This is a genomic window from Massilia sp. MP_M2 (assembly GCF_039123635.1).
GTDB lineage: Bacteria > Pseudomonadota > Gammaproteobacteria > Burkholderiales > Burkholderiaceae_D > Telluria.
On sequence record NZ_JBCHJF010000007.1, the window covers coordinates 17,248 to 31,031 of the forward strand.

Below are 13,784 nucleotides of genomic sequence, written 5' to 3' on the forward strand. Positions count from 1 at the left end.
GTCTATGCCTGCTGCTGGCGCAGACCTTCAAAGAAGCACACGGCGGCGCAGGCCGCAACGTTGAGCGACTCGACCTGTCCCAGATGCGGCACCGCGACGCGGTGCGTGGCCAGGTCCAGCACGGCGTTTGATACGCCCTGCCCTTCGTGCCCCAGCACCCACGCCACAGGTAGCCGCAGGTCCAGCGTGTACAGGCCTGCGGCCGCATAGCCGCTGGTGGCCAGCACCGGCACCTGCGCCGTGCGCACCAGCGCCGGCAATTCGACGTGCTCGAAGATCTCGAGCACGAAATGAGCGCCCATCGCCGCGCGCAGCACTTTCGGCGACCAGCAAAATGCGGTACCGGGACTGCAGTACACCTGCTTGATGCCGGCGGCAGCGGCGCTGCGCAGGATCGAGCCGACGTTGCCCGGGTCCTGCACGCCGTCGAGCAGCACGCTGGCCATCACCAATGCCGGCGCAGTCGCCGGCTGCGGCGTGTCGATCACGAACAGCAGATGCACGCCATGCTCGACCTGGCTGACCGCGTTGAACAGCGCATCGGGCAGCGCCGTCACCGGGGCGTTCACGGCGCCGCAGCGCGCGACGATGGCCTGCACTTCGGGGTTGCCCAGCGCGCCCTCGGACACCACGCAATGGCGCGGCGCACCCCGCAGGTCGAGCCAGGTCTGGCACAGGTGCACGCCATCGAGCAGGCTGTGGCCGGCCTTGCGGCGCGCCTGCGAGCTGGTCGCCAGCGCCTTGATCTCTTTGTAGAACGCGTTGTCGCGCGAGGTGATGGTCTTCATGGGGTCACCACACTGCCAACCATGGCGCCAAACAGATCGGTCTGCAGCATCCCGCGCACCGGTGCAAACGAGCGGCGGTGCGCCGGCGACGGCCCGTGCTCGCCCAGACGTTCCAGGTGCAGCGCCGTGCCGTAGCCCTTGTGCTGGTCGAAACCGTATTGCGGATACTGTTCGTGCAGCCGCACCAGCGCCGCGTCGCGCGCGGTCTTGGCCAGGATCGACGCGGCCGAAATCGCATTGACCTTGTCGTCGCCCTTGACGATCGCGTGCGCGCGCACCGTCAGCTCGGGACAGCGGTTGCCGTCGATGAGCGCGATCGTCGGCGCATGCTGCAGCGCCTCCACGGCGCGGCGCATCGCCAGCATGGTCGCCTGCAGGATGTTGATGCTGTCGATTTCTTCGCACGAGCATTCGGCCACTGCCCAGGCCAGGGCCTGTGCGCGGATCAGCGGCGCGAGTTCGTCGCGCCGCGCGGCGGTCAGTTTCTTCGAGTCGCGCAGGCCGTCGATCGGACGGCGCGGATCGAGAATGACGGCGGCCGCAAACACGGGCCCCGCCAGCGGGCCGCGGCCCGCTTCATCGACGCCGCACACGATGTCCAGTGCGGTAAACGGCCGGCCCCTGGTGGGCAGGCCGGGATACAGATTGATTCTTGTCTTGGTCATGAACGTGGTGTGGGCGCCGAGCGCCCGATAATCTGCAGCACCGCCTGCGCGCTCTCTGCGGCGCTGTTGCGCAGCAGGCTGTGGTGCATGTCGAGGAAGCGCTGCGCCAGGCGCTCGCGCCCCGCAGTATCTTCCAGCTGGCGCCAGACGGCGTCGGCCAGCGCTTCGGGCGTAGCCGCATGCTGCAACAGCTCCGGCACGACAAATTCGCGCGCCAATATATTCGGCAGGCCGATCCACGGCTGGTAACCCATGTGCCGCATGATCTCCCACGAGGCCCGCATCACTTTGTAGGCGATGACCATCGGCTTCTTGAATAGCGCGACTTCAAGGGTGGCCGTGCCCGAGGCAACCAGCACCGCGTCGGCAGCGGCGATCGCCGTGTGCGAACCTTCGGCGGTCACCAGCAGCTCGACGCCCTGCAGTCCTGCCGCAACGACGATCTCGTCGAAGTAGGCGCGCTGGCGCTCGCCGACCATCGGCACGACGAAGCGCAGGCCCGGATCGCGCGCCGCCAGCAGCTGCACGGTGCGCACAAAGGGCTCGGCCAGGTATTTCAGTTCGCCCATGCGACTGCCCGGCATGACGGTGACGACGCGCGCATCGATCGACAAACCCAGCGCGCGGCGCGCAGCCGCCACGTCGGGCGCCAGCGGAATCGTCTCGGCCAGCGGGTGCCCGATATACGTCACCGGGACACCCGCCGCGCGGTAGATCGCTTCTTCGAACGGGAAGATGACGAGCATGTGCGACACGGCGCGCTGGATCTTCTTGATGCGGCCACCGCGCCAGGCCCAGATTTGCGGCCCGATGAAGTGCACCGTCGGGATGCCCGCGGCGCGCAACTGCTCCTCTAAGCCCAGGTTGAAGCCGGGGTAGTCGGCGCCGATGAAGGCGGCCGGCCGCTCGGAGATCAAGCGGTCGCGCAGGCGGCTCTGGATGCCCTTGAGCTCACGGTAGCGGGGAATGACTTCGAACAGGCCGCGCACCGTCAGCAGGTCCATCGGGACGTCGCTGACCATGCCCTGCTCGATCATGCGCGGCCCGCCGATGCCGTGGAAACGCGCATCCGGCAGGTGCGGCCGCAGGCCGGCCAGCAGGCGCGCCGCCAGCATGTCGCCGGACGCTTCGCCGGCCACCAGGGCCAGCGACACGTCGGCAGAAGAGGCAGTGCGCACGCCGTTAGCGGACAATGCCACGGCTCGCGGTGCCGAGGAAGTCGCGCAGCAGGCGAATATCGTCCGCCGCTGCCGGCAGGCGTTCTTCTTCGGCCTGCAGCGCCGTTTTCGATTCCTCGAGCGTCAGGCCGTTGCGGTACAGCAGCTTGTAGGCGCTGCGGATGCCATCGAGCTGCTCGCGCGTGTAGCCGCGGCGCTTGAGGCCTTCGAGGTTGACGCCGCGTGCACCGGCCGGATTGCCCGACACCAGCACGTACGGCGGCACGTCCTGCGTCAGGCTCGTATACATGCCGATGAACGCGTGCGCGCCGATCTTGCAGAACTGATGCACGCCGACGAAGCCGGACAGGATCGCCCAGTCACCCACATGCACGTGGCCCGCCAGCTGTGCATTGTTGGAGAAGATCGTGTTGTTGCCAACCTGGCAGTCATGCGCCAGGTGCACGTACGCCGAGATCCAGTTGTCGTGGCCCAGGCGCGTGACGCCTTCATCCTGCACGGTGCCCAGGTTGAAGCTGACGAATTCACGCACCGTATTGCGGTCGCCCACTTCCAGTCGCGTCGGCTCGCCCTGCCATTTTTTGTCCTGCGGCGCTGCGCCAATGGAGCAGAACTGGAAGAACTTGTTGTCCTTGCCGATCGTCGTGTGGCCGTCGATGACGACGTGCGGCCCGATGACGGTGCCGGCATCGATGCGCACGTTCGGCCCGACGATCGAGTAAGCCCCGACCTCGACCGAACTATCGAGCTGCGCCTGCGGATCGACGATCGCGGTTGGATGGATCTTGCTCATCGCGTCTCCTTACTCGGGCGTGGCCGCAGCCGGTGCAGCCTCGCCTTTCATCGGCGCTTCGGCTGCGCCCCGGATCGTGCACATCAAGTCGCCTTCCACAGCGACCTTGCCGTCGACCGTGGCCACGGCCTTGTATTTCCAGATGCCGCGCGAGACGCGCACGATTTCCACTTCCATGCGCAGCTGGTCGCCCGGCTCCACCGGCCGCTTGAAGCGCGCGTTGTCGATGCCGACAAAGTACACGACCGAGTTTTCGTCGGGCTTGACGCCCATCGTCATGAACGACAGGATCGCGGCGGTTTGCGCCAGCGCTTCGATCATCAACACGCCCGGCATCACCGGCTTGTGCGGGAAGTGGCCATTGAAGAATTCTTCGTTGATCGTGACGTTCTTGATCGCGACGATGCGCTTGCCCAGTTCGACGTCGAGCACGCGGTCGACCAGCAGCATCGGATAGCGGTGCGGCAGGTATTCTTTGATCTGGTTGATGTCGAGAGTGGTGAGTTGTGGCGTTGTCATTGTTGTTGTTCTGTGAGGTTCTTGATGGTTTTCTCGAGCGCGCGCAGTTTTTCGCGCATCGAGCTCAGGTTGCGCACGATCGCGGCGCTGCGTTCCCACTCGGCGTTCTTGGCCAGCGGATAAAAGCCCGTGTACTGGCCCGGTTCAAGCACCGAGCGCGATACCATGCTGCCCGATGAGATGTGGACGTTATCGGCGATCTCGAGGTGGCCCAGCACCATGGCGGCGCCGCCGAACGTGCAGCGGCTGCCGATCTTCGCGCTGCCGGCCACGCCGACGCAGCCGGCCATCGCGGTGTGCGCGCCGATGCGGGTGTTGTGGCCGATCTGGATCTGGTTGTCGAGCTTGACGCCGTCTTCGATGATCGTGTCTTCGAGCGCGCCGCGGTCGATCGTCGTGTTGGCGCCGATGTCGACGTCGTCGCCGATCAGCACGCGGCCGGTCTGCGGGATCTTGATGTACACGCCGCCTTCGTTGGCGAACCCGAAGCCGTCGGTGCCGATGACGGCGCCCGAGTGCAGGATGCCCCGCTTGCCGATCTCGCAGCCAGCGTGAAACGTCACGTTCGCGAACAGGTGCGTGCCTTCACCGATGACGGCGTTGCGCCCGACGTAACAGCCGGCGTCGATGACCGCCTGCGCCTTGATCACGGCGCCTTCGTCGATCGTCACGTGCGGCCCGATATGGGCGCTCGGGTCGACCACGGCGCTGTCGGCAACGACGGCGCTCGGGTGCACGCCCGCGGCCGGCACGTGGTCGGTCAACGAGGCAAAATACTGCGCCGCGCGGGCGAAGTATGCGTAAGGGTTGGTGGTAACGATGCGCGCGCCTTCGTAGGTCGCGGCCACCGTCGGGTCGTCCAGCGGCGACAGGATCAGGGCCGCGGCCCCGCTTTGCGCCGCCAGTGCGCGCAGCTTGCTGTTGGAGAGGAAGCTGATGTGCGAAGCGCCGGCCGTGTCCAGGGGAGCAATCGCCGTAACCTCGAGGTTCGGGTCGCCCACCAGCTGTCCGCCGAAGCGCTCGACCAAATCGCCTAGTCGAATGCCCATCTCGGTCTTTCAGTGTGAGTCAAAATCGGTAAAGCAGGAAAACACTGCCAACAAAGCTTACTTGTCGAGCAGCTTGAGGATCTTGTCGGTGATGTCCACGCGCGGGTTGACCCAGGCGGCTTCGACCAGCACTGCGTCGAGCTTTTCGGCTTCGGCGTACTGTTCGACCAGCTTGTAGGCCTTCTGCGCAATGGCGGCGCGTTCTTCGTTCTTGCGCTGCTGCAGGTCTTCCTGGAACTCGCGCTGCATGCGTTCGACGTCTTTCTGCATGTTGAACAGCTCGCGCGCACGGCGCGTGCGTTCCAGCTCGGCCAGGCTGCTGCCTTCGGCGTCGAACTTCTCGGACGCGCCCTTGAACTTGCCGACCGTCTCTTCGAGGGCCTTCTGACGCTTGGAGAATTCGGCCGCCAGCTTGGCGTCGGCCGCCTTGGCCATCTTGGAGTCGGTCATCAGGCGCTCGGTGTAGACAAAGCCGATGCGGCCCGTCGCCACCTGCGCCTGCGCCTGCGCCAGCGGCGACGCGCACATCGCGGCCAGCAGCAAGGCTGGTGCCACGGTGGGCTTGAAGCCGTCAGGCAGCGAGGCAATCAGAGTTTTCAACATAAAGTCTCTCGCAATCGTTCTTCAGGACGCAGTGGGCCGGTCAGAAGCCGGTACCCATCTGGAACTGGAAGCGCTCCAGGCGGTCACCCGGCAGCGAATTCAGCGGCTTAGCATAACTCAACTTGAGCGGACCGACCGGGGAAATCCAGGACAGACCGATACCGGCCGAGTAGCGGAACTCGCCGAAGCGGATCTTCGCATCCTCCTGGAACACCTGGCCGCCGTCGGCGAAGGTGAACCAGCGCAGGCTGCGGTCGGTGCCGCTGCCCGGGAACGGGAACTGCAGTTCGGCGTTGACGATGACGCGTTTCGAGCCGCCGATCGCATCAAAGTTACGCTGGTCGACCACGCCCAGCGACGAGCTCTCGTAGCCGCGCACCGAACCGATGCCGCCGGCATAGAAGTTCTTGAAGACCGGGTAGGCGCTGCCGCCAATGCCCTGGCCGTAATCGAACTCGCCGCGCAGGGCCAGCGTCATCCAGCGCGTGACCGGCTTCCACCACTGGTGTTCGTACACCAGGCGATAGTACTTGGCGTCGCCAATCGCATCGACTTCGAAGTTGGCGCGCTGGAAGCGGCCGCGGCTCGGGGTCACGGCGCTGTCGCGCGTGTCGCGGCCCCACGCCACCGTCAATGGAATCGAATTGGTGGTGGCCGAACCGACACCACTGGCCGGGCCGCCGTTCTGGCGCACGAACGTCTGGTAGATGCTTGGCGACGATTCGTCGGTTTCCAGTTGGGTGCGTTCCAGACCAGCACCGAAGTAGACGGTGTCGGACTCGGAGAACGGCACGCCGAAGGTCATGTTGCCGCCGGTTTGCTTCACCGTGTATGAACCGATGTTCAGTGCCGGTGGGCGCGACGTGCGCAGGTACAGCGAGAACGCGCGCGAGACGCCGTCGTCCGTGAAGTACGGATTGGTCTGCGAGAACGCGATCGTGCGGTTGTACTTGCTGGTATTGAGTTCGATGCCGACCGTGTTGCCGCTGCCGGCGAAGTTGGCCTGCGAGATCGACGCGGTGAACGTGAACTTCTCGGACTGCGAGAAGGCGCCGCCGATCATGAAGTTACCCGTCGGTTTTTCTTCGACCGCGATGTTCACGTCGACCTGGTCGGAGGTGCCTGGCGACTCGGGCGTTTCGACCTTCACATCCTTGAAGTAGCCCAAGCGATCGACGCGGTCGCGCGAGAGCTTGACGCGGTTGGCGTCATACCACGAGCTCTCGAACTGGCGGAATTCGCGGCGGATGACTTCATCGCGCGTGACGGTGTTGCCCGTGATGTTCATGTGGCGCACATAGGCGCGCTTGCCCGGATCGACGAAGAACGTGAAGGCCACTTCGCGCTTTTCGCGATTGAGTTCCGGGTTGGCCGTGACGTTGGCAAATGCGTAGCCGAAGGTGCCCAGGCGATCGGAAATGAGCTTGTTGGTGCCCTCTTGCAGGTCGCCCACGTAGGTCTTGCCAGGCTGGAGCAGGATCAGCCCCTTGAGCTCTTCTTCGCGGCCGAACATTTCGCCCTCAAGCTTGACGCTCGAGACGGTGTACTGCTCGCCTTCGGTAATATTGAGCGTCAGGTAGATGTCGCGTTTATCTGGCGTGATCGACACTTGCGTCGATTCGACGTTGGCTTCGAGGTAGCCGCGATTGAGGTACCACGACTTGATCTTTTCGAGGTCGCCGGTCAGCTTCTGCTTGGAGTACTGGTCAGCCTTCGAGTACCAGGTGAACCAGCCCGACGGCCGCAGCTCGAGTAACTGGCGCAGCTCTTTATCGCTGAACGCCTTGTTGCCGATGATGTTGATGCCCTTGATCTTGGCGACATCGCCTTCGTCCACGTTGAACATGATCGTGACGCGGTTGCGCTCGATCGGGGTCACGGTGGTGGTGATTTTCACGCCGTACAGGCCATGCGACAGGTACTGGCGCTTGAGCTCCTGCTCGGCGCGGTCGACCGAGGCCTTGTCGAAGATCTTGGTCTGGGCGACGCCGATTTCGGACAGCGCCTTGACCAGCATGTCTTTTTCGAATTCCTTGGTGCCCGTGAAGTCGACCGACGAAATCGCCGGACGCTCTTCGACTAGCACGACCAGCACGCCGTTTTCTTCTTCGAGGCGGATGTCCTTGAAGAAGCCGGTCGCGTACAAGGCCTTGATCGCGCTCGAGGCCTTGACGTCGTCGAAGGTCTCGCCCACACGCACCGGCAGGTAGCTGAACACGGTGCCTGCCTCGGTACGCTGGATGCCTTCGACCCGGATGTCCTTGACGACGAACGGGTTGGCGGCCATGGCATTATTTGCGTACAGCGTGGCGCACAGCGCCACGACGGCGGAGCCGATCAGGCTGCGGCGAATGAACGGCAAGGCGAAACGATCTGGTTGTGATTTCATTGGCTGGATCAAAGGGTCACTCATTTGGACAACGATTGCGTGGTGATTTGACTGGGCTCTCGGGGAGCGAACCGCGGGCGGCTAGAGCAGCCGGCCCAGGTCGTTGAAGACGGCGAGCGCCATCAGCATGAACAGCAGGCCGATCCCGGCGCGCTGTGCGAACTCGACGACGCGCACAGAAACAGGACGCCCGGTCAAAACTTCCAGCGAATAATACAGTAAATGGCCACCATCCAGAACGGGAATTGGTAACAAATTCATGACGCCTAAGCTGATACTAATGAAGGCAATAAACTGTAAATAGCTCACGAGACCAATGCGGGCGGTCTGTCCGGCATAATCGGCGATCGTGATCGGACCGGTCACATTTTTCCAAGATGCTTCGCCAGTAATCATCTTGCCGATCATTTTGAGCGTCATCATCGACGTTTCCCAGGTGCGCTCGGCCCCGCGTGCGATGGCATCGAACGGGCCTGATGAGACAGTCACCATCTCGGGCGCCTGCGCCACCATGGCCTTGATCACGCCGCGGCCATTCGCGTCCGTCTCCGGCGTCAGCGACAGCGAGACCGGCGCGCCGGCGCGCTGCACGTCGACCTGCAGGGCGCGCCCCGGGGCAGCGCGCACCGCGTCGATAAAGGCGATGCCGTCCACGACCGGTGCACCGTTCAGGCGCATCACGAGATCACCGGCCTGCAGGCCGGCGCGCTGACCTGCCCCATCGGCGATCACCTTGTCGATGCGCGGCTGCGGGCGCCACAGGTCCAGGCCCAGCGTAGTCATCACGTCGCTGTCGACATCGAGCTTGCCGATGACGGACGCTGGCAGCACGACAGCGTAGGTTCCGTTGTCGGGGCTGCGCAGATCCATGCGCACATCGGTCTTGTCGACCGCCGCGTGCATGATCTGCCAGCGCAGCTCGGACCACGAGCGCACGGCGCTGCCATTGACGGCGACGACGGTTTCGCCGCCACGCACGCCGGCGCGGTAGGCGTCCGTCGATTCGGCCACGCTGCGCAGGCGCGCCGACGGCTCGTCCACGCCATGCATGAACAGCGCGGCCATCAGGGCGATCGCCAGCACGAAGTTCGACAGCGGGCCGGCGGCGACGATCGCAATGCGCTTCCAGACATTCTGGCGCGTGAATTCGCGGGACAGCTCACTCTTGTCGATCGGGCCGGCGTCGGGATCGCGGCTGTCGAGGAACTTGACGTAGCCGCCCAGCGGCAGCAGCGAGACCGCCCATTCGGTCTGATCGCGACCGAACCGGCGCGACCAGACGACGCGGCCCATGCCGATCGAAAAGCGCAGCACTTTCACGCCGCAGGCGCGCGCCACGAGGTAGTGACCCAGCTCGTGGATCACGATCAGCGGGCCGAGCGCCAGCGCGAAGGCCAGCACTGTGTAGAGCAGGTTCATCGGGATCTATCCGTCAATCAGTGCAGGCTCGCGACCGCATGCGCCGCAGCCGCGCGGGCACGCGCGTCCTGGGCCAGCACGGCCTCGATCGAGGGTGCCGGACCGTGTTCGACGGCGTCGAGCGCGTGGCGGATGACGCGGTCGATATCGCGAAAACCAATGCGGCGCGCGAGGAAGGCATCCACCGCCACCTCATTGGCGGCGTTGAGCAATGACGGGGCGGTGCCGCCGGCGCGCAGCGCGTCGAACGCCAGCGCCAGGCACGGGAAGCGCGCAAAATCAGGCGGGAAGAACTGCAGCGCCGCCATCTGCGTCAGGTCGAGCTGGGCCACGCCCGACGCGATCCGGTCCGGATACGCCAGCGCGTGCGCGATCGGCGTGCGCATGTCCGGGTTGCCCAGTTGCGCCAGCACCGAACCGTCGACATACGACACCATCGAGTGGATCACGCTTTGCGGGTGGATGACGACCTCGATCTGGTCGGCCGGCGCGCCAAACAGCCAGTGGGCTTCGATCACTTCGAGACCCTTGTTCATCATGGTCGCCGAATCCACCGAGATCTTGCGGCCCATGACCCAGTTCGGGTGCTTGCAGGCTTCGTCCGGGGTCACGTCGCCGAGGGTCTCGACGGCGCGGTTCAGGAACGGGCCACCAGATGCCGTCAGCAGGATCTTGGCCACGCCGGCCGCTGCTGGCACGCGGCCAAAGGCGGCGGGCAGCGACTGGAAGATGGCATTGTGTTCGCTGTCGATCGGCAGCAGCGTCGCCTTGTGCTCGCGCACGGCGTCCATGAACAGCTGGCCGGACATGACGAGCGCTTCCTTGTTCGCCAGCAGGATCTTCTTGCCGGCGCGGGCCGCAGCCAGCGTCGGGGCCAGGCCGGCGGCGCCGACGATGGCCGCCATCACGGTGTCGGTGTCGTCGCTTGACGCGATATCGCACAGCGCCTGTTCGCCGTATTCGACGCTGGTCGGCAGGTCGGCGATGAGCAGCGCCAGGCGCGCGGCCGCGTCGGCGCTACCGACCACCGCGCGCGCGGGGCGGCAGCTACGGCAGGCCGCGGCCAGTTCTTCCACGCGGGTATGGGCGCTCAGCGCGTACACCTGGTATTGCTCGGGATGACGCGCCAGCACGTCGAGGGTCGAGGCGCCGATCGAGCCGGTGGCGCCCAGGATGGTAATGCGTTGCATGTGAACTTCCTTCTAGAGCCAGGTAGCGATCAGCGCCGCCAGTGGCAGGACCGGCACGAGTGCGTCGATCCGGTCCAGCACGCCGCCGTGGCCCGGCAGCAGGTTGCTGCTGTCCTTGGCGCCGGCGCGGCGTTTGAGCTGGGATTCGAACAGGTCGCCAACAACGCTGGCAACCACGATGAGGGCAATCACGGCGAACATGCCCAGCCAGCCCAGGCCCGCCTGCACGCGCACGGCAAACGTGCCGGCCAAGGCTTCGCCGCCGAAGACCACGGTGCACGCAGCCAGCACCAGCGTGACGAGTCCGCCGCCGATGGCGCCCTCCCACGATTTGCCGGGCGAGATGCTCGGCGCGAGCTTGCGCTTGCCGAAGGTCTTGCCGCAGACATAGGCAAAGATGTCGGCCGCCCAGACGATGGCGAGCACCGACAGGAGCAGCACCGCCGAATAATTGAACAGGTAGACGATGGCCACGAAGCAGGCCACGAGCGAGATCGCGTACAGCAGACTCAGCAGGGTGTTGGGCGCGCTCGACAGCGGCGGCAGCCCGAATTTGAGCGTGGGTGCGAAGCGCAGCGCCCACAGCAGCACGCCGATGCCGAACCAGAAGGTCGGATTGCCCTGCTCGCGCACGAAGAACGCATAGGCAAAGGCCAGCGTCCAGGCAGCGGCGATCACGATCGCACTACGGGCGCCGGGATTGAACAGGCGAAAACACTCCCAGATCGCGGCGCCGAAGAAGACCGAGGCCACCACCGCAAACGCCATGTAATTGTTGGAGTACAAAACCGGCAGCAACACTGCCAGCAGAACGAGCGCGGTGAGAATCCGGGTCTTGAGCATTTAGTTGGTCTTCTTCGCTACTTGGGCGCCGGTCTGGCCAAAGCGCCGTTCGCGCTCCTGGAAGGAGCCAATCGCCTCGTCCAGCGCCTTTGGCGTGAAGTCAGGCCAGAAGGTGTCGGTAAAGTGCAGCTCGGCATACGCCAACTGCCACAACAGGAAATTCGAAATGCGTTCTTCGCCGCCGGTGCGGATGAACAGGTCGGGTTCAGGCGCGTACGCCATCGCCAGGTGCGGCGCCAGCATGTCTTCACTGAACTCGGTGATGCCGGGGTTGGCTTTCACCATCTTGCCGGTTGCCTGCATGATATCCCAGCGACCGCCATAGTTCGCGCACACAGTGACCGTCAGGCGTGTGTTGCCGGCAGTGCGGCGCTCGGCATTGGCGATCATCTCTTGCAGCTTGGCGTCGAAGCGGCTCAGGTCACCCACCACTTTCAGGCGGATATTATTGGCATGCATCTTGGCGACTTCACGCTCGAGCGCCGTCACGAACAGGCGCATCAGCAGCGAGACTTCGTCGGCCGGACGGCGCCAGTTCTCGGACGAGAAGGCGAACAGCGTCAGGTACTCGACGCCGCGTTCGACGCAGGCTTCGACCACGCCGCGTACGGCTTCGACGCCCTTGACGTGGCCAGCCACGCGCGGCAGCAAGCGTTTGGTTGCCCAGCGACCATTACCATCCATGATGATGGCGATATGGCGTGGCACGGCGGACGTGGCGGGAACGGCAGTGGTCGAGCTTTTGAACATCATATTTCCATAAGACTGCGCCGCAAAACTGCGCCATACAACTGCGTCAGAAAATTGCGCCATCGGACTGCGCTACCAACCTGCACGCGGCATTGTGCAATTGGTCAATCATAAGGCACGCGGACCGGCCGCGGCAAGTTGCCGGGACCGGTCCGCAGAAAGCCCGGAGGCTTGCCGATGCAATGCCTGCTTACACCGTCAGGATTTCCTTTTCTTTCTCGCCCAGCAACTTGTCGATGTCGGCCACGGCCTTGTCGGTCAGCTTCTGGATTTCGTCCGACGAACGGCGCTCGTCGTCTTCCGATGCGGTCTTGTCTTTGACCATTTTCTTCAGCGCTTCGTTGGCGTCGCGACGGATATTGCGCACGGCAATTTTCGCGTCTTCACCTTCGGACTTGGTCAGCTTGACCATTTCCTTGCGGCGCTCTTCGGTCAGCGGCGGGGTCGGCACGCGGATCATTTCGCCCTGCGACGACGGGTTCAGGCCCAGATCGGCATCACGGATGGCCTTTTCGATGGCCCCCAGCATTTTCTTTTCGAATGGCTGGACGCCGATGGTGCGGGCATCGACCAGGGTCAGGTTGGCCACCATCGGCAGCGCCGTTGGCGAGCCGTAGTAGTCGACCGTCACATGGTCGAGAATGCCGGTATGCGCGCGGCCGGTACGGACCTTGGCCAGATCGGCACGCAGGGTTTCAATGGACTTGACCATACGGTCTTGTGCGTTTTTTTTGACGTCAGCTAAGGACATGCTGCTCTCCTGTTGTTCAGTTAATTTAGACGTGGACCAGTGTACCTTCGTCTTCGCCCATGATCACGCGCGTGAGCGCGCCGGGCTTGACGATGGAAAACACCTTGATCGGCAGTTTCTGGTCGCGGCACAGTGCGAACGCGGTGGCGTCCATCACTTGCAGGTGCTTCGAGATCGCTTCGTCGAACGTGATGCTGTCGTAGCGGGTGGCGCTCGGGTCCTTGTTCGGGTCGGCGCTGTAGACGCCGTCGACCTTGGTGGCTTTCAGGACGATCTCGGCCGAAATCTCGGCGCCGCGCAGGGCGGCAGCCGTGTCGGTCGTGAAGAACGGGTTGCCGGTGCCGGCGGCAAACACGACGACCTTGCCTTCTTCGAGGTATTGCAGTGCTTTCGGGCGCACGTACGGCTCGACGACCTGCTCGATGGCGATGGCCGACATGACGCGGGCGGTGATACCGACGTGACGCATCGCGTCCGCCAATGCCAGCGCGTTCATGACGGTGGCCAGCATCCCCATGTAGTCGGCGGTCGCGCGGTCCATGCCCTGGGCGCCGGGGGCGACGCCGCGGAAGATGTTGCCACCGCCAATGACGATCGCGATCTGCACGCCCAGCTTGGACACTTCGGCCACGTCGGCCACCATGCGTTCGATGGTCGCGCGGTTGATACCGAACTGATCATCGCCCATCAGTGCTTCGCCAGACAGTTTCAGAAGGACACGTTGGTAAGCTGGTTTTGTCATGATGAAGCGGCTCCTATAGGATGGTTCTGTGGTTCGAATTCGGGGCTGACCGGCGCCTCGTGGGCGGGTCTCATCCGTCCCGGGACGGATGGGATTGTAAAGCGG

The 13,784-nt window shown here is 64.4% G+C and carries 14 protein-coding genes; all 14 read right to left on the reverse strand.

Annotated elements, in window-relative coordinates:
* Window positions 1-2: 2 nt before the first annotated feature.
* Window positions 3-788 (reverse strand): RNA methyltransferase, encoded by a 786-nt coding sequence (locus RCH14_RS15470; RefSeq protein WP_343026994.1) that lies wholly within the window; start codon window positions 786-788, stop codon window positions 3-5.
* Window positions 785-1,453, reverse strand: coding sequence for a ribonuclease HII (gene rnhB / locus RCH14_RS15475; RefSeq protein WP_343026995.1), 669 nt, complete (start codon window positions 1,451-1,453; stop codon window positions 785-787). The genes RCH14_RS15470 and rnhB overlap by 4 nt, the downstream gene beginning before the upstream one ends.
* Window positions 1,450-2,652, reverse strand: coding sequence for a lipid-A-disaccharide synthase (gene lpxB, locus RCH14_RS15480; protein ID WP_343026996.1), 1,203 nt, complete (start codon window positions 2,650-2,652; stop codon window positions 1,450-1,452). Before lpxB ends, rnhB begins: the two co-directional genes overlap by 4 nt.
* Window positions 2,636-3,424 carry an acyl-ACP--UDP-N-acetylglucosamine O-acyltransferase gene (gene lpxA, locus RCH14_RS15485; protein ID WP_343026997.1) on the reverse strand — a complete coding sequence of 263 codons (789 nt, stop codon included), beginning with the start codon at window positions 3,422-3,424 and terminating at the stop codon, window positions 2,636-2,638. The genes lpxB and lpxA overlap by 17 nt, the downstream gene beginning before the upstream one ends.
* 9 nt (window positions 3,425-3,433) lie before the next feature.
* Window positions 3,434-3,943 carry a 3-hydroxyacyl-ACP dehydratase FabZ gene (gene fabZ / locus RCH14_RS15490; protein WP_343026998.1) on the reverse strand — a complete coding sequence of 170 codons (510 nt, stop codon included), beginning with the start codon at window positions 3,941-3,943 and terminating at the stop codon, window positions 3,434-3,436.
* Window positions 3,940-4,992 (reverse strand): UDP-3-O-(3-hydroxymyristoyl)glucosamine N-acyltransferase, encoded by a 1,053-nt coding sequence (gene lpxD, locus RCH14_RS15495; protein WP_343026999.1) that lies wholly within the window; start codon window positions 4,990-4,992, stop codon window positions 3,940-3,942. Before lpxD ends, fabZ begins: the two co-directional genes overlap by 4 nt.
* A gap of 57 nt (window positions 4,993-5,049) precedes the next feature.
* Window positions 5,050-5,595 (reverse strand): OmpH family outer membrane protein, encoded by a 546-nt coding sequence (locus RCH14_RS15500; RefSeq protein ID WP_343027000.1) that lies wholly within the window; start codon window positions 5,593-5,595, stop codon window positions 5,050-5,052.
* A gap of 40 nt (window positions 5,596-5,635) precedes the next feature.
* A complete protein-coding gene (bamA, locus tag RCH14_RS15505; protein ID WP_343027001.1) occupies window positions 5,636-7,984 on the reverse strand; it encodes an outer membrane protein assembly factor BamA in 2,349 nt (782 codons plus the stop codon).
* A gap of 81 nt (window positions 7,985-8,065) precedes the next feature.
* Window positions 8,066-9,403 (reverse strand): RIP metalloprotease RseP, encoded by a 1,338-nt coding sequence (gene rseP / locus RCH14_RS15510; RefSeq protein WP_343027002.1) that lies wholly within the window; start codon window positions 9,401-9,403, stop codon window positions 8,066-8,068.
* A 17-nt stretch (window positions 9,404-9,420) separates the two neighbouring features.
* Window positions 9,421-10,593 (reverse strand): 1-deoxy-D-xylulose-5-phosphate reductoisomerase, encoded by a 1,173-nt coding sequence (ispC, locus tag RCH14_RS15515; protein ID WP_343027003.1) that lies wholly within the window; start codon window positions 10,591-10,593, stop codon window positions 9,421-9,423.
* A 12-nt stretch (window positions 10,594-10,605) separates the two neighbouring features.
* Window positions 10,606-11,436 carry a phosphatidate cytidylyltransferase gene (locus RCH14_RS15520; protein ID WP_343027004.1) on the reverse strand — a complete coding sequence of 277 codons (831 nt, stop codon included), beginning with the start codon at window positions 11,434-11,436 and terminating at the stop codon, window positions 10,606-10,608.
* Complete coding sequence (uppS, locus tag RCH14_RS15525) at window positions 11,437-12,189, reverse strand: polyprenyl diphosphate synthase (protein ID WP_343027005.1); 753 nt, start codon at window positions 12,187-12,189, stop codon at window positions 11,437-11,439.
* A 187-nt stretch (window positions 12,190-12,376) separates the two neighbouring features.
* Complete coding sequence (frr, locus tag RCH14_RS15530) at window positions 12,377-12,937, reverse strand: ribosome recycling factor (protein ID WP_343027006.1); 561 nt, start codon at window positions 12,935-12,937, stop codon at window positions 12,377-12,379.
* Window positions 12,938-12,962: 25 nt separating this feature from the next.
* The gene (gene pyrH, locus RCH14_RS15535; RefSeq protein WP_343027007.1) at window positions 12,963-13,679 is read right to left on the reverse strand and encodes a UMP kinase; all 717 of its coding nucleotides are present in this window, start codon (window positions 13,677-13,679) and stop codon (window positions 12,963-12,965) included.
* Window positions 13,680-13,784: the final 105 nt, after the last annotated feature.